This window comes from Amycolatopsis sp. NBC_01480 (assembly GCF_036227205.1).
Classification (GTDB): Bacteria; Actinomycetota; Actinomycetes; order Mycobacteriales; family Pseudonocardiaceae; genus Amycolatopsis.
On record NZ_CP109442.1, the window covers coordinates 8,196,548 to 8,212,603 of the forward strand.

Annotated in this window: 14 protein-coding genes; 5 read left to right on the forward strand and 9 right to left on the reverse strand. The window is 71.5% G+C overall.

From position 1 onward, the window contains the following. Position 1 precedes the first annotated feature (1 nt). From OG371_RS38580 to OG371_RS38600, 5 genes are all read right to left on the reverse strand, one after another. A complete protein-coding gene (locus OG371_RS38580; protein WP_329061163.1) occupies positions 2-832 on the reverse strand; it encodes a carbohydrate ABC transporter permease in 831 nt (276 codons plus the stop codon). Then, positions 829-1,815 carry a carbohydrate ABC transporter permease gene (locus OG371_RS38585; RefSeq protein WP_329061165.1) on the reverse strand — a complete coding sequence of 329 codons (987 nt, stop codon included), beginning with the start codon at positions 1,813-1,815 and terminating at the stop codon, positions 829-831. The genes OG371_RS38580 and OG371_RS38585 overlap by 4 nt, the downstream gene beginning before the upstream one ends. Beyond that, a complete protein-coding gene (locus tag OG371_RS38590; protein ID WP_329061167.1) occupies positions 1,812-3,104 on the reverse strand; it encodes a sugar ABC transporter substrate-binding protein in 1,293 nt (430 codons plus the stop codon). Before OG371_RS38590 ends, OG371_RS38585 begins: the two co-directional genes overlap by 4 nt. A 335-nt stretch (positions 3,105-3,439) precedes the next feature. After that, entirely contained in the window at positions 3,440-4,783 is a 1,344-nt protein-coding gene (gene gdhA / locus OG371_RS38595) for an NADP-specific glutamate dehydrogenase (protein ID WP_329061169.1), read from the reverse strand. Between the two features lie 179 nt (positions 4,784-4,962). Further along, a complete protein-coding gene (locus OG371_RS38600) occupies positions 4,963-5,739 on the reverse strand; it encodes an SH3 domain-containing protein (RefSeq protein ID WP_329061171.1) in 777 nt (258 codons plus the stop codon). A 359-nt stretch (positions 5,740-6,098) separates the two neighbouring features. Between OG371_RS38600 and OG371_RS38605 the strand changes: the two genes are divergently transcribed. Next, positions 6,099-6,464, forward strand: a complete 366-nt coding sequence (locus OG371_RS38605) for a DUF2568 domain-containing protein (RefSeq protein WP_329061173.1) — start codon at positions 6,099-6,101, stop codon at positions 6,462-6,464. Positions 6,465-6,517: 53 nt separating this feature from the next. On the opposite strand, the gene OG371_RS38610 is transcribed toward OG371_RS38605, so the two are convergent. Next, positions 6,518-7,294: an FHA domain-containing protein gene (locus OG371_RS38610; protein ID WP_329061175.1), complete on the reverse strand. Its 777-nt coding sequence runs from the start codon at positions 7,292-7,294 to the stop codon at positions 6,518-6,520. Between the two features lie 55 nt (positions 7,295-7,349). On the opposite strand from OG371_RS38610, the gene OG371_RS38615 reads away from it, so the two are divergent. Beyond that, the gene (locus tag OG371_RS38615) at positions 7,350-7,826 is read left to right on the forward strand and encodes a hypothetical protein (RefSeq protein ID WP_329061177.1); all 477 of its coding nucleotides are present in this window, start codon (positions 7,350-7,352) and stop codon (positions 7,824-7,826) included. Between the two features lie 5 nt (positions 7,827-7,831). On the opposite strand, the gene OG371_RS38620 is transcribed toward OG371_RS38615, so the two are convergent. Continuing rightward, positions 7,832-10,072 (reverse strand): serine/threonine-protein kinase, encoded by a 2,241-nt coding sequence (locus OG371_RS38620; protein ID WP_329061179.1) that lies wholly within the window; start codon positions 10,070-10,072, stop codon positions 7,832-7,834. 94 nt (positions 10,073-10,166) lie between these two features. On the opposite strand from OG371_RS38620, the gene OG371_RS38625 reads away from it, so the two are divergent. After that, positions 10,167-11,774, forward strand: a complete 1,608-nt coding sequence (locus OG371_RS38625; protein WP_329061181.1) for an acyl-CoA synthetase — start codon at positions 10,167-10,169, stop codon at positions 11,772-11,774. Between the two features lie 3 nt (positions 11,775-11,777). Here the strand turns inward: OG371_RS38625 and OG371_RS38630 are convergent, their stop codons facing one another. After that, positions 11,778-12,488 (reverse strand): DinB family protein, encoded by a 711-nt coding sequence (locus OG371_RS38630; protein ID WP_329061183.1) that lies wholly within the window; start codon positions 12,486-12,488, stop codon positions 11,778-11,780. A 26-nt stretch (positions 12,489-12,514) separates the two neighbouring features. Beyond that, positions 12,515-13,012: a MarR family winged helix-turn-helix transcriptional regulator gene (locus tag OG371_RS38635; protein ID WP_329061185.1), complete on the reverse strand. Its 498-nt coding sequence runs from the start codon at positions 13,010-13,012 to the stop codon at positions 12,515-12,517. Positions 13,013-13,100: 88 nt separating this feature from the next. On the opposite strand from OG371_RS38635, the gene OG371_RS38640 reads away from it, so the two are divergent. Continuing rightward, on the forward strand, positions 13,101-15,374 hold the full coding sequence (locus tag OG371_RS38640; RefSeq protein ID WP_329061187.1) for an FUSC family protein: 2,274 nt from the start codon (positions 13,101-13,103) through the stop codon (positions 15,372-15,374). A 290-nt stretch (positions 15,375-15,664) separates the two neighbouring features. Beyond that, on the forward strand, positions 15,665-15,877 hold the full coding sequence (locus OG371_RS38645; RefSeq protein ID WP_329061189.1) for a hypothetical protein: 213 nt from the start codon (positions 15,665-15,667) through the stop codon (positions 15,875-15,877). Positions 15,878-16,056: the final 179 nt, after the last annotated feature.

Here is a 16,056-nt window from a genome sequence, read left to right on the forward strand (position 1 = left end):
CCTATCCCTTCACCGCGCCGGCGGTCATGCCGGACACCAGCTTGCGCTGCACGATCAGGAAGAACACCAGCGCCGGGATCGCGTAGACCACCGACGCCGCCATCACCCCGCCCCAGTCCACCGAGAACGCGGTCCGGAACGACGAGAGCCACACCGGCAGCGTCTGCTTGGACTGGTCCCGCATGAACACCAGGGCGAACAGGAACTCGTTCCACGCGGTGATGAAGCTGAACACCGACGTCGTCACCAGGCCCGGGCCCAGCAGCGGCAGCGTGACCCGGCGGAACGCGCCGGTGCGGCTGCAGCCGTCGATCATCGCGGCCTCTTCGAGGTCGTACGGGATGCCGTTGACGAACCCGTAGAGCATCCAGACCGTGAACGGCAGCGAAGTGGCGAAGTACACCAGCAGCAGCGAAGGCAGGGTGTTGAGCAGCCCGAGGTCGCGCATCAGCAGGTACATCGGGATGAACAGCGCCGAGAGCGGGGCCAGCTGCGCCATCAGGATCAGCAGCAGGAAGCCCTTGCGCCCGCGGAACCGGAACCGCGCCAGCGGGATCGCCGCCAGCACGCCCACCACCAGCGCCGCGATCACCGCGCCGAGCGTGACGATCAGGCTGTTGCTCAGGTACGTCACGAATCCCGGCTTCGTCAGCGCCGACGCGAAGTTCGACAGCGTCGCCGAAGTCGGGATCAGGTCGTACTTCGGCGAAAGCACGTCACCCGGGGTCTTCAGCGACGTGGTGAACATCCAGTACGTCGGGAAGAAGAACACCAGCGCGACGAGAATGCCGATGACCGAGAGCATGACCCGCTGGGTCAGGGACTTCTTCACGCGATCTCACCGTCCTTGGTCCGGACCAGCAGCTGGACGTAGCGGGCGGTGACCGCGAGCAGCAGCACCAGCATGATGGTCGCGATCGCCGCGGCGCTGCCGAAGTGGCTGCCGGCGATGCCCTTGAGGTACTGCAGGATGGCGAGCGTGGTGCTCTGCCCGTCCGGCCCGCCCTGGCGGATCGCCCAGACCTGGCCGAACATGTTGAAGTCCCACAGCACCGACAGGAACGTCACCATGGTCAGGATCGGCCGGATGGCCGGCCAGCTGACCGCGCGGAACGTCTGGAACGGCCCGGCGCCGTCGATGCCCGCCGCCTCGTACTGCTCGCGCGGCACGCCGATCAGACCCGCGTACAGCGTGAAGGCCACGAACGGCACGGCCTGCCAGGTGACCAGCAGCCCGATCACGGTCAGCGTGCTGGTCCCGGTGGAGAACCACGAGTAGCCGATGAACGAGTGGAAGCCCAGCCGGTCCAGCGTTTTGTTCAGGATTCCGTACTGCTGGTCGAAGATCCACTGGAACACCGTGGTCGTGGCGATCACCGGTACGGCCCAGGCGAGCACCAGCGCGACCTGCACGCAGACGCGGATCACCGGGTTGAGGTGGCGCATCAGCACCGCGATCAGCAGCGCCACCACCAGCGTCGCCACGACCAGCGCGGCGGTGAACAGCACGCTCCGGATCGTCACCGACCAGAACTCCGGGTCCGACAGGGTGTCCGTGTAATTCGAGAGCCCGACCCAGACCAGCTTCCCGGTCACCAGCTCGCGCAGGTCCAGCTGACGCAGGCTGATCATCAGCATCTGGATGGTGGGCCAGCCGAGCAGCACCAGCACGGCGACGAGGGCGGGCAGGATCAGCAGGTAGGGCGTCAGCCGCTCGCCGAGCCCGCCCCGGCGCCGCGGTTTCGCGGGACTGACGCGCGCCGACGCCGGCGGGGTGGCCCCCGCCGGCGTCGGCATCTCCTTGGTCGCCGTCATCCGCCGATGATCTTGTCGAGCGCGGCGTTCGCGTCGGCCGTGGCCTGGTCGACGGTCTTCTTGCCGGTCAGGTACGCGGTCAGCATGTCCTTCAGCGGGTTCTGGCCGGATTCGACCTCACCCCACTTCGGGCTGGTGGGCACCGCGCGGCCGTTCTTCGAGGCGGTGGCCATGACCGCGCCCAGCGGGTCCTTGGCCAGCGCGCTGACGTCGGACGAGGTGCCCGGCACGTAGCCGGCCGCGGCCATCTGGGTCATGTACTTGTTGCCCGAGAGCAGCTTCAGGTACGCCTTCGCCAGGTCCTTGTTCTTGCTGTTGACCGGGACGACGAGGTTCGAGCCGCCGAGGAACACCGGGGCCGGCTGGCCCGCGGTCTTGCCCGGGATGGGGAACGCGCCGGTCTTGTCCGTGATGCTCGGGTCGGTCTTGGCGGCGGTGGCCACCTCGCCCGGGGTGCCGATGAACATCGCGACCTTGCCGCCGCCGTAGATGCCGGCCTGCTGCGGGGTCGCCTCGTCGTTGTCCTTCGGCGCGGTGGTGCCCGAGGCGTCCACGAGCTGCTTGTAGAACTCCAGGCCCGCCTTCGAGCCGGCGCTGTCGAGCGTGGACTTGAACGACTTGCCGTTGGCCTTGGCGACGTCACCGCCGTTGTCCCAGATGAACGACAGCAGCGAGTACCAGTACTGGCCCGGCAGGTAGAGCGACTGGAACTGCGGGTCGCTGCCGAACTTCGCCTTGAGCTTGGTGATGGCGTCGAGCCACTCCGCGTTCGAGGTCGGCGTCGAGGTGATGCCGGCCTGCTGGAACATGTCCTTGCGGTACAGCACCTCCCGGTTGGCGGCGTAGAACGGCACGCCGTAGGTCTTGCCGTCGTACTCGCCCGAGGCCTTGAGCCCGGCGAGCCACTGCGCGCCGTTGAGGTCGTTGGCCGAGGAGGTCAGGTCCTCCAGCACGCCCTGCGCGGCGAACGCCGGGGTCTGCGTGTTGCCGACCTCGATCACGTCGGGCGGGTTGTCCCCGGCCAGCGCGGTGGTCAGCTTCTGCTGGATCCCGTTCCACTGCTGGATCTGGTAGTCGACCTTGACCCCGGAGTGCGCGGCCTCGAACTCCTTGTTGAGCGCACCCGTCAGGCTGTCCGGCGCGGAGCCGGTCATCAGCCAGACCGTGAGCGTCCCGGTGCCCGTGCCTCCCGAGCCGGAGGCGTTGTCACCGCCGCCTGAGCCGGCACAGCCGGCTGTCGCGAGGGTGATGGCGGCGGCGCCCGCCACCAGCTTGAGCCAGCGCTTCACTTGTCTCGTCCTTTCGGTGCCCGGCCCCCAGGCCGGTCGGTGACAAATGGTGTAGACCAATGTGGAGCAGCGTGGTCCGGACCACAGCTGGTGTCAAGCCGGTTGCCAAGACGTTGTAAACACGACAGCCGGTTTGACTCTGCGTGTACGACCGGTTACCGGCGTCTGGCGCGGATTGGCGGGAGGACGCGAAAAACCCCTGCTGGCCACCAGCTCGCGCAGCAGGGGTGTATCCGGTGAAGGGTTCGCGGGAGGGCCAGTCTCGGCCCGGTTTGCCCGGCCGGACCCGGTCCAGTGGTACTGAGTGGTCCGCCGTAAGGTGCTCGGCCCGGAAATCAGATCAGGCCGAGAGTGGACATCGCGCTCGCCACGGTGCGGAACCCGGCGATGTTCGCGCCGGTGACGTAGTCGCCCGGGGCGTCGTGCTCGTCGGCGGTCGCGAGGCAGCGGGTGTGGATCTCGGTCATGGTCGCCTTGAGCCGCCGGTCGGTCTCCTCGAACGTCCAGTGCTCGCGCGCCGCGTTCTGCTGCATCTCGAGCGCCGAGGTGGCCACGCCGCCCGCGTTCGCCGCCTTGCCGGGCGCGAACACGATGCCGGCGTCGCGGAAAACCTGGACCGCCGCGGGGGTGCACGGCATGTTGGCGCCTTCGGCCACGCCGAGCACGCCGTTTTTCACCAGCGAGATCGCGGCCGGCTCGTCCAGTTCGTTCTGCGTCGCCGACGGCACCGCGACGTCGCAGGGCACCTCCCACGGCGTCTCGCCGGGGAAGAAGCGCGCCGACGGCACGTGCCCGACGTACGCCGAAAGTCGTTGCCGCCGCACGTTTTTGACCTCGTGCAGCACGTCGAGGTCGATGCCCGCGGGGTCGTGCAGGTAGCCGCCGGAGTCCGAGCAGGCGACGGTGGTGGCGCCGAGTTCGCGCAGCTTCGCCATGGCGTGGAAGGCGACGTTGCCCGCGCCGGAGACCACGGCGGTCCGGCCGTCCAGGCGCTCGCCGCGCGCGGTGAGGGCGGCGTCGAGGAAGTAGACCGTGCCGTAGCCGGTCGCTTCGGGCCGCGCGAGGCTGCCGCCGATGAGCGGGTCCTTGCCGGTGATGGCGCCCGCGTCGAACCGGTTGGTGAGCCGCTTGTACTGGCCGAACAGGTAGCCGATCTCGCGCCCGCCGACGCCGATGTCGCCCGCGGGCACGTCGGTCCGCGGGCCGATGTGGCGGTGCAGCTCGGTCATGAACGCCTGGCAGAACCGCATCACCTCGGCGTCGGACCGGCCGGCCGGGTCGAAGTCCGAGCCGCCCTTGCCCGCGCCGATGCCGAGGCCGGTGAGCGCGTTCTTGAAGACCTGTTCGAAGGCCAGGAACTTGACCGTGCCGAGGCGGACGCTGCGGTGGAACCGCAGGCCGCCCTTGTACGGGCCGAGCGCGGAGCTGAACCCGACGCGGAAGCCGCGGTTGACGTGCGCCCGGCCCTCGTCGTCGGTCCAGACCACCCGGAACATGAGCTGCCGCTCGGGCTCGCACAGCCGTTCCAGCAGCGCGGCGTCCCGCAGGCCGGGGTCACGGCGCAGCGCGGGCTGGATGGCTTCGAGCACCTCGGACACGGCCTGGTGGAACTCGTCCTCGGCCGGGCTCCGGCGCACGATGTCCGCGAGCAGGGCCGAGGAGGCGGTGTCCAGAGTCATCGCGGATTCCCTTCGCCGGTGAAGTCGTGGTGCTGACCATGACACGCCTTCCCGGACCTGGAAAACCGCGGAAAATGACTGTTCGCAAGGGGTTGACAGCGTCTTTGCGCAGTTTCGCGGCATGGCGAAGGCCCCGCCCGGTTTCTCCCGGACGGGGCCTTCGGATGCCTTGCCTGCGGTCAGTGGTTCACCTTGAACCACGGCTGCGACCAGCCGAGGTAGGTCTGGCCCCAGGTGCTCTTGATCTCCGAGATGGTGGTCTGGGTGTAGCTGCCCGCGCCGTGGATGTCGTTCGACAGGAACTGGCCGCCGCCGATCGAGATCATCGTGTGGCCCGAGCCGCCGTTGGAGAAGAACGCCAGGCCGCCGGCCGGCACGTTCTGGTCGCCCGCGTGCTTGTACGCGGCCGGGATCTGCGTCCAGTGCACGTACGCGGTGGTGGAGCCGCTCGCCGAGAAACCGTAGTTCTGCGCGTTGATGCGGTCGCACCAGCCGTTGTACGAGTCGATGTTGTTGGTGTGCACACGGGTCTTGGCGTACGCGACGGCCTGCGCGCAGGTCTTGCCGTCGCCGAGGCCGGTGGTGGAGCAGGTGTTCGCCGGCGGCGTCGGCACGTTCGTGCAGTCCGGCGCGATGCGGCCGTCGGAGCCGGTGTAGACGTAGGTGTCGGTGATGTAGCCGTTGCTGGCCGGCACGTGGTCCCAGACGGTGCTGGTGCCGTACTTGCCGGTCACGCTGTCGCCGGTGGTCTGGCAGTCGATCACGATCGCGGTGCCGTCGGCGATGGTGCCGACCGAGCTCGCGCCGGTGCCGGGGGCCGAGCGCACGGTCAGCGGCGCGCCGGAGTCGGTGTGCACGGTGCCGTTCGAGGCGGCCGCCATCGCCGGCGCCATCCCGCTCAGCACGACCGCGGCGGCGAAGGCGACTATGCCCAGCGAGCGTTTCGCGAATCTCATCTTCGGTTCCTCCATCGTCCCGGAGTGGGTGTGGGGACAGACTGGCGGGAGCCGGTACACGTGCCGTACAAAACGTTCACGGTGCGCTGTTATCTCGGACAAAGCGGATGCTGTGCGCGCTGCTTCTCGGTCCGCGGCCATGCGCCCCAATGTGGCGTTCGGTGCTCCAGCCCTGCCCCACCACCACCCTCAACGGAGGCACTCTGCGCCCAGTCCTCATTCCACGCAACCAACGCCACATTGGGGCGGAGCGGCGGGACCTGGCCGGGCGGGCGAAGGGCGAGATGCGGTGGGGTTCCGGGCGGCGAGGTCGGGCGGTCTTGCCTCGCGGCCTCCGACCGGCCGCTACGCTGCGGGGCATGACCACCTCGACTCCCGTTCTGCGCGGCTTCGCGGGCTTCGTGCTCGTCGTCCGGTTCCTCACGGAGCTGGCGCTGCTCGCGGGGCTCGCCGTGGCGGGTGCGCGCCTCGGCGGCGGCGTGCTGCTCGACATCGTGGGAGCGGTGCTGTGGCCCGCGTTCGCGGCGGTGATCTGGGCGCTGGTCGTCGCGCCGCGGGCGAAACGGCGCGCGCCCGAGCCGACCCGCTTCATCCTGGAATTCGCGCTCTTCGCCACGGCGGCCCTCGCCCTGAACGCCGCGGGATTGCTTCTGGCCGGCATCGTGCTGGCGGTCGTCGGCGTCGCGACCGCGGTGGCCGTGCGGGTCTTCGCCAAGGGCAGCTGAGCGAGCCGGCCGCGCCGCAGCCAGCTCGGCCGGCCGACTCGAGCCGGCGCGGCTCAGTCCAGCCGGTCGAGTGGCGCCAAATCGGCGCGCGTCAACGTGTTCGTGGTGCGGGTCAGTTCCGTCAGCAGGTTGTGGTTGAGCGAGTTGCCGATCGGCTCGGGGACCTCGCTGCGTTTGAGCCCGTGCACACCCCGGGCCGACAGCCGGTCGCGGACCCGGGCGATCACGCGGTCGACCTGTTTGACGTCCCACGGTTCGAGTGCGTCGAGTTTGCGCAGTTCCGCGACCAGCTCCGTGACGTGCGCGCGCCCCATGGGCTGCGGGTGCGGCTCCCGGCGCAGGTACTGCTGGCCCAGCACGGCCAGGACCAGCCGCTCGTCCGCGTCGAGGTCCCAGACGTGGCCGGCCAGGGTCGGGCCCGCGACCGGCAGCGGGCGGTGGTGCTCGGGGGTGTTCACGTGCACCTCGAGCGGGTGCTTGCGCCCGCCGGAGCCGACCACCAGCAACGTGGTGTAGCCCGGCGGCAGCGGGACCGGGTCGTCGTCGGCGTGGAGCTGGCGGGTGGGGGAGAACTCGATCGGCGTGTGCCCGCTGTTGCTCAGCCACCACCAGCCCTGCCGGTGGACCAGCGCGCCGTGCTCGCGGCTGACCCTCTGGTCGTCCTCGCCCGCGACCACGCCGTCCGGGCCCGGGCTCCGGCCGAACGGCAGCCGGGCGAACTCCCCGGGCAGCAGCCCGGCCGTGCCCGTGAGCCCGCGGACGACGATGGCGCCCGGGTTCGTCCACGGCGGCTTCGCCGGGGTGGGGCCTTCCGCGCGGAAGATGGTCAACTCGGGTCCTCTCGAATCGGGGACCGGTCCCGTGCCGGGCCGATACCGTACGCGCATGCTTCTTCGTACCAGGCGGGTTCTCGCCGTTTCAGCCGCCTTCGCCGTGCTGCCGGTGGCGCTCGCCGCCTGCGGCAGCACCCCCGCCCCCGCCGCGGCGCCGAGCAGCTCCGCCCCGCCGCCGAAGCCGTCCTCGTCCGCGCCGCCGAAGGTGCCGGACCGCGAGCCGCACACGCTGGTGCTGAACGCCACCGGAAGCGGCGACATCACCACGATCAAGTACTCCCTCGACGGCGTCGAGAAGCAGACCGGCGCGGTGAAGCTGCCGTGGCGCGAGTCGCTGACCGTGGCCGCCGACGGCAAACCGCACAACTGGACGCTCGAGATCGACTACTCCGGCACCGGCGAGGGCGGGATCGACATGTTCGCGGTGTTCGACGGCAAGCCGTTCGGCAGCACCCACGGCGGTTCGGCCGGCACCCCCGGCACGCACATCAGCGGCAGCGCTTCGGTGGGCGGCGCGGTCAACGGCTGAGCCGCTCACACCGGCCCCGCGTCGTGGGTCCACCAGTCGATCAGCACGAACGGCTCGCTGCCGCGGTGGGCGACCGCCTCGATGCGGGTCTGGTCGTCCGTCCACTTGAGATACCGCTCGCCGTCCTGGTAGGCGCCGCAGGCGAGGCGGCCGGTCCGGCCGTCACGGGTGTAGGGCTGGTCGCCCGCGAAATCCTTGGGCAGGGTGGTGCACGCGTACTCGGAGGTGCCGCTGCTGTTGAACACCTGGCCCATCGTGGCGGCGTCGGGCAGCTGGTAGTAGACGACCAGCCCGGCGCCGCTCGTCCGTCCACAAGCGACGGCCGCGACCGGGGCGACCGCGCCGAGGTCCTGCCACTTCTGGTCCGGGGACGGGCGCACGCAGTTCAGCCGTGACTGCGCCGGCACGTGCCCGAGCAGCGCCTGCTCGGCCGGCGTCGGGAAGGCGGGCGAGGCGCTGGTGTTGACCGCGTCGACGATCCGGCTCAGCGGCGCGATGTGCCACTGCGTCCACCAGCTGCCGGCGGTGTCCGGCGAGGTGGCCGTGACGTGCCCGATCATCGAGAACGCCTCCAGGCTCCAGTCCATCGCGACGGTGCCCTCCGGCCCGGGGCGGCAGAGCACCTGGCCGAGGTCGACGCTGAGCCAGTCGAACCGGGTCGTACCGAGGAACGGCGTGCCCGGGCACGCGCTGCCGCTCGGCGCCTTCGCCGCGGTGACCAGCCCGGTGAAGGCGTTGCGCAGGGCGGGCAGCGCGGCGAAGCGGTAGTAGGAGACGGAGCGGGCGCCGGTGCCGGCCGGGGTGCAGGTGATGCCGGCGACGGCGCCGGGGTAGGCGTCGAGGTCCGCGGCGGCCGCGCGGGCGCAGCCGGTGCCCGCGGCGACGTCGGCGAGCGCGCTCTCGTCCCGGGTCGGGAAGGCGGGGTTCCCGACCCAGGCGGTCCACGCCTTCCGCAGGGCGGCGTCATCGGGCGCTTCCGCGCGGCTGACGGAGTGGGCCGCGTCATCGGTCCAGACCACAGTGGACGTTCCGCCACGCGTGTAGCAGAGCGCGCGGCCGAGGGCTGGACCCGTTGCGGGGTAACGGTGTTCGCCACCGGTCGCGGTGGTGCAGTCACCTTGGTGCGGGGCGACGCCGGAGTCCGCGAGCGCCGCCGCGTACGCGTTGTCGGCCTGTTTCGAATCCGCGAAGGTGCCGGTTGTGGCCGACTGCCCGGACGGATCCCGGCAGGTGACCGACGACGTGGCTCCGGCCATCGGATGGTCGGCCGTCGTGCAGTCCGCGCGCAACGCCTCCGGGACACCGGCCAGGCCCGGGCTGTTCGCGTCGGTCGGTCCTTGGGTGGCGAACCAGGTCACCAGCAACGCGACCACGACCAGCGCGGCGGCGGGCAGGCCGATCAGACGCAGGCGTCGCTTACGTCGCGCGGCCCGTTCCGCTTCGCGGGTGGTGCGGACGAGGTCGTCGACGAGTTCCCGGCAGGTCGCGGGCCGCGCGGCCGGATCCTGGTCGAGCGCGCGCCGCAGCGCCGGCAGCCCGGGGTGGGTGAAGTCCGAGTGCGCGCCGGGCGGGTGCCCGGCCAGGCAGTGGTAGAGCACGCAGGCGAGGGCGTAGACGTCGGCCGCCGGCCCGATCTCGCTGCCGTCCTCCTGTTCCGGGGCCGCGTAATACCGCGTGCCGATGAAGCCGCCGGTGGCCGTGACCCGGGTCAGCGCCGGGTCGAGGGCGCGGGCGATGCCGAAGTCGCACAGGTAGACCCGGCTGGTATCGGTCTCCAGCAGGATGTTGCCCGGCTTGACGTCGCGGTGCACCAGGCCCTGGGCGTGCGCGGTGTCGAGCGCGGCGGCGACCGCGTGGCCGATCTCCACGGTCTGCTCGAACGGCAGCCGCCGGTGGTCGAGCACCTTGCCGAGGTCGGTGCCCTCGACGAAGCGCATCGCCAGGTAGCTGAGCTCGCCGTCCTCGGAGTGGCCGGCGTCGTAGGCGGGCACGATGTTCGGGTGGTCGAGCCCCAGCGCGATCCGCGTCTCCCGCTCGAACCGGGCCCGCGCGCCCGTCGCGGCCAGGAACTCGCGGCTGACGATCTTGAGTGCCACCGGCCGCCCGTGCTGGAGATCCAGCGCCTGGAAGACCTCGCTCATGTTCGTCCGGGACAGCCGCCGGACCAGGCGGAACCGCGGCAGCCGGGCGGTGAGGTCCGGCCGGTCCGGCGACTCCGGCGCGTCAGTGCTGCTGCTGTCGTCCACGATCTCCCCCGAGGTGCGCCCGGAGCTTACCGACTGGGCCGAACGGCCGCATCGATGGCTTGCGCGCGCCGGTCGCGTGGCCGAGACTCCGGCTATGCCGAGCCCGTTCAGCGCCGAAACCGGCGAAGCGATCCAGCGCGCCCGCCAGCATTCCGTCGGGGACCTGCTCCGCCGGACGGCGTTGCGCCACCCGGACAAGCTCGCCGTGGTGGCGGGGGAGCGCCGGGTCACGTACGCGGAATTCGACGGGGCGGTGAACCGCTGCGCCCACCGGCTGGCCGCGCGCGGGCTCGCCAAGGGCGACCGGCTGGCGTTGCTGAGCCACAACTCCTGGCAGTACGCGGTGCTGGTGTTCGCCACCGCGAAGCTCGGTGTGGTGCTGGTGCCGGTGAACTTCATGCTGGGCGCGGACGAGATCGCGTACATCCTGGGCCACGCCGGCGCGTCGGGCTTCATTGCAGAGGACGCGCTGCTCCCGGTGGCCCGCGAGGCGCTGGAACGCGCCGGGCTCGGCGACGCGGTGCGCGGCCGGATCGGTGGCACCGCCGAGGGCTGGGACGGCTGGGACACTGTGGACGCCTGGATCGACGAGCCCGGCGACGAAAGCGCCCCGGACGTCCTCATCGCCGACGACGATCCGCTGCGGCTGATGTACACCTCCGGCACGGAGTCGCGGCCCAAGGGCGTGATGCTGTCGAGCCGTTCGCTGATCGCGCAGTACGTCTCGTGCGCGATCGACGGATCGATGAGCGGGGACGACATCGAGGTCCATTCCCTCCCGCTGTACCACTGCGCGCAGCTGGACTGCTTCTTCTCCGTCGACGTGTACCTCGGCGCGACGAGCGTGATCCTCCCCGGTCCCGACCCGGCGGCGCTGCTGGCCGCCGTGGAGCGCGAGCGCGCGACGAAACTGTTCGCGCCGCCGACGGTCTGGATCTCCCTGCTGCGGCACGAAGCCTTCGACACCACGGACTTGTCCAGCCTCCGCAAGGGTTACTACGGCGCGTCGCCGATGCCGGTCGAGGTGCTGCGGGAGCTGGCGCGGCGGCTGCCGGACGTGGAGTTCTGGAACTTCTACGGCCAGACCGAGATGGCGCCGCTGGCCACCATCCTGCGCCCGCACGAGCAGCTGCCGAAGGCGGGCTCGGCCGGGCGCGCGTCGCTGAACGTCGAGACGCGGATCGTCGACCCGCAGGGCCGGCCGGTGCCGCCGGGGGAGGTCGGCGAGATCGTCCACCGCAGCCCGCACACGACGCTGGGCTACTACGAGGACGAGGCCAAGACCGCTGCCGCGTTCGACGGCGGCTGGTTCCACTCCGGCGACCTCGGCGTGCTGGACGAGGACGGTTACCTGTCCGTCGTCGACCGCAAGAAGGACATGATCAAGACCGGTGGCGAGAACGTGGCGAGCCGCGAGGTCGAGGAAGTCCTTTACCAGCTGGACGGAGTCGCGGAAGTGGCCGTGTTCGGCGTCGCCCACCCGCACTGGATCGAGGCGGTGACGGCGGCCGTCGTCCCGCTGCCGGGCGTGACGCTGACGCCCGAGGCGGTGATCGCCCACGCGCGCACCCGGTTGGCCGGGTACAAGTGCCCGAAGTACGTCGTGTTCACCGATGCGCTGCCGAAGAACCCGAGCGGCAAGATCGTGAAGCGCGAGCTGCGCACCCGGCACGCGGGCCTGGCCGAGACGACGACCGGCTGACGATCAGCTCTTCCGGGCCGCCAGCTTGTCGAGGTCGCGGACGCAGAACCCGTGGTGCTCCCGCTCTTCGTTGAGCACGGTGCCGAGGCACTGCCGGACCCGCCGCCCCTTGGCGTACGGGGGCCATCGCTCGTCCTCGGGCACCGGCGCGATCTGCGCGAGCTGCTCGGGCGTCACCTGCGCCAGCCACTCCTCGACCTCGGCGGCCTGCCGGGCGCGCACGGCGAGCACCTCGTCGAGGCTCGGGTCGGCCGACCGGTCCAGCTCCTGATCGGTCACGTACGGCGGCCCCAGCCCCATCGCGGTGAACGGTTCGGTCAGCCCGAGCACACAGCGCCGGAACCACGAGTCGTGCACGAACACCAGGTGCCGCAGCGTTTCGGTCATCGACCACTCGCCGTCGACGCCCTGGTGCTCGCTGCCCTCGGGCATGGACCGGACCCGTTCGGCGGTGGCGGCCCAGCCGTCCCGCAGCTGCCGCCAGGCCTCTCGCAGGTCGGCCGGCTCGTCGGAGCGGATCAGCAGCCGCACCGGGTGCCGGCGGTCGAGCTCGGCCTCGACGTACGAGCTGACCTCGACCCCGTTGACCACCAGCCCGCTGACCAGGCCGTCGATCTCGGCGTCCTGCATGACCACGCCGACCAGCCGGGCCCGGCTCAGGTCGCACTCGCGGAACTCCGCGCCGGTGAGGTCTTCGTCCTCGAAGCGTCGCATGCGGGCGAGACTAGCCAGTCCGCGGCTCAGTCCGCGGCCGAAACCAGATAACGCTGGGCCACGGCGCTGTTGTGCCGGTTCAGCAGGCGCGCGAACGTGCGCAGGTCGTCCGGGGTCCAGTCGCCGAGCAGGGCGGCGGTGGTGTCCCGGCGCCGGGTGCGGGTGAGGTCCATCAGGCGACGGCCCTCCTCGGTCGGGGTGATGATGGTGCGGCGCCGATCCGAGGCGGCCGGCCCGCGTTCGACCAGCCCCTTGCCCAGCATCGCCGAGGCCTGCCGGCCCGCGGTGGACGGGTCGAGGCCCAGCGCGCCGGCCAGCGTGCCGATGTCCGCCGAGCCCAGCTCGTCGAGCGTGCGCAGCAGCAGGTACTCCGACTGGTCCAGCTCCGCGTAGACGCCGGTGCGCCGCCGCAGCAGCTCGAAGTTGCGCACGAGCACGGCCGTGGCCAGCTCCAGCACGTCCAGCGCGTCGCCGGTCTCGGCCAGCCGATCGGCCAGCTCGCCGGCGTGGAAGGTCCGCTCCATGGACGAGTCCTCCGAAACACCTGTATGACACCGATAATTACCGGTATCATACCGAGGATCACTCATTTCGCCGGGAAAGGTGGGTTTTGTGCTGCCCAGAGGGACCGAGGTCTGGGATCGGGTCATCGCTTCGGACCCGGGGCTGAGCCGGCTGCGCACCGCCGGATCGGCGACGGTGGCGATGGGGAGCGCGCTCGGGGTCGAGTACGCGTTCGCCAAGTTCACCGGCGCCGGCTCGATGGGCACGATCATCTCGATGCTGCTCGGCGCCATCGTCGCGATGATGGGCTCGATGGCGCTGGGCGACGGCAGCAGCGCGTGGGTGAAGGCCCGCACGGCGGTGTTCTTCCCGGTCGCGCTCGGTTTGGGCATGCTGCTCGGGGTCGCGGTCGGCACGAACGCGGACCTGATGCTCGGGGTGTTCGTGGTGGTCATGTTCGTGGCGGTGTTCGTCCGCCGCTTCGGCCCGCCGTTCTTCTTCTACGGCTTCATGGGCTGGATGGGCTACTTCTTCGCGTCGTTCCTGCACGCCACGCTCCCGATGCTGCCCGGCCTGCTGCTCGCGATCGTGCTCGGCACGGCGTGGGTGCTGCTGCTCTCGGTCACGGTCCTGCGCACGAATTCGACCCGCACCCTGCGCCGGGTCCTGCGTGCCTTCGACGCCCGCGGCCGCGAGCTGGCCCGGACCTGCGCCGACCTGCTGGCGAACACCGATCCGAAGCGGGAACGGCGGCTGCGCCGCCGGCTCCAGGCGCGGCAGGCCCGGCTGGCCGAGGCGGCGCTGATGGTGGAGGGCTGGTCGGCCCAGCCCGGCGCGCTGCCCGTGGAGCGCTCGCCCGCCGCGTTACGGCGGTCGATGGTCGACGCCCACCACCTGCTGGACCAGCTGGCCACGGCGGCCGACGCGCTGGTGCGCAGCGGTTCGGGCCTGAGCGTGCTCGCCGCGGAGGTCGCGGACCGGCTGGCCCGCCGAGACGACCGCGGCGCGAGCGAAGTCGCGTACCGGCTGGCGAGCCTGGCCGAGCGCGCGGGCGGCACCGCGGGCGGCTGGTGGCCGGCCCGGCACTTCGCCGCCGCCGCGCTGGAGATCGTCACGGTGCTGAACGACGCGCCCCGGCCGGAAGACCGGGGGGCCGACCTGGCGGACGAGTTCGAGCCCGCGGTCGGGCTCGCGTTCGGCAACCTGCCCGGCTCGGCGGCCATGGCCGGCGACGTGCCGGCCCGGCACCGCGGCTGGAACCCGTTGTCGCGCCTGGACTTCGTCAGCCGCCAGGCGATCCAGGGCGCGATCGCGGGCGGGCTGGCGATCCTGGTCGGCAAGGAGCTGTCCTCGGCGCGGTACTACTGGGCCGTGCTCGCGGCGTTCATCATGTTCACCGGCACGGCCACGCGGACCGAGACGTTCATCAAGGGCTTCAACCGGGTGCTGGGCACGCTGGTCGGCCTGCTCGCGTCCATCGGCTTCGCGGAGCTGACGGCGGGCAACACCGCGGCGGTGCTGATCACCATCTGCGGCGCCATGTTCTGCGGCTTCTACCTGCTGCGCCTTTCGTACGCCTACATGATCTTCTTCATGACGATCATGATCGGGCAGCTTTACACCGTGCTGCACGAGTTCTCCGCGGGGCTGCTGGTGCTCAGGCTGGAGGAGACGGCGGCGGGCGCGGTGGTCGGGCTGGTGGTCGCGCTGCTCGTCACCCCACTGTCCACACGCGACACGGTGCGCACCGCGCGGGACAACCTGCTGACCGCGCTGGGGGAGCTGCTCGCCGCGGCTGCCGGGCGGCTGGACCGCAAGCAGAGCGGCCCCGCCGCGGACTTCGACGCGCTCGCCCGCGCCCTCGACCACCGTTTTTACCAGCTCGCGCTCGTCGCCCGTCCGCTCAAGCGCCCGATCCTCGGCGGCACGAACTCACCGCGGCTGCGGCACCGGATCTCGCTGTACGCCGCGCTGGCTACCCACGGCCGCGCGCTGGCCGTCGCGGTGCGCTGGCCTTCGAGCACTTGCGCCGCGCACCCGGACGGTCCGGTCGCGGCCTGCACGGCCCTGGCCGCGGCCGTCGAGGAGCTGGCCGCCGCGCCCCCGGGCGGCCCGCAACCGGCCGCGGCGCAACCACTGGCCCAGGCCGACGTCGCGCTGTTCGCCTACACCCCGGCCGCCCCGGGCGAGCGGGCGAAAGACCCGGTGCTGCGCGCGCTCAGCCACATCTACCACGTGCTGCGCGACCTCACGGCGACCGGTCCGGTCGACCTGCGCGCCGCCCCGTCACTGCCCACCCCGGCCGTGCCACGGCTCTACCGCCAGGTGCGCGCGGGCCTGCCCGAGGCCAAGGCTGCGCTGCCACGGACGGCCGAGAGTTAGCCGCCCCGCGCTCGCCCGCGCTCGCCCGCCCGCCCGCCCGCGCGCGCTCGCCCACCCGCGCTCGCTCGGCCACCCGCCCAGCCGGTGCCCGCCCTTTTCCGCCCCAATGTGGCGTTGGGTACGTTGAGCGCACCGAACGCCACATTGGGGCGTATGGACCGCGGGCCGGGGAGGGCTCACCTCCGCGCACACCTGTTGCCCGGAACGCCCTCGTCCCGGCGAAATCACGGGCACCGATGAGCGGCCGCGGTTTCCTGGAGGTGCTGGGGCTCACCGGTGAGGAGGCAAGGATGCCTGCCCGAATACGGAACCAGGTCCGGCTGTGCCAGTGCGTGTGCGCGGTGCTCGGCCACCACTACGAGGTCTGTGACGAGATCGCGGCGCCCGGCGCGGTCGTCGCCATGCCCGCGCCTTCGGGAGTGCGCACGGTGCCCGCGTGCCTCGGCTGTCACGCCGCCGCGCGGGTCCCGGCCGGGGCGGGGATTACGGGGCTGCACAGGTGATCCGCGCAGCCGTCGGCCGGGTTTCGCGGCTGTCACAGGAGGCGGATGACGCTTTCCGTGCACTCAGCGTGGGGAAAGCGTCATCCGCTGCGGCCACCGCGCTGGCCGCCGTGAGCGGCGCGCCGCAGCGAAAGCCCCGTGCCCTGCACTCAGTACAGTGAAAGCGTCATCCGCCGCGC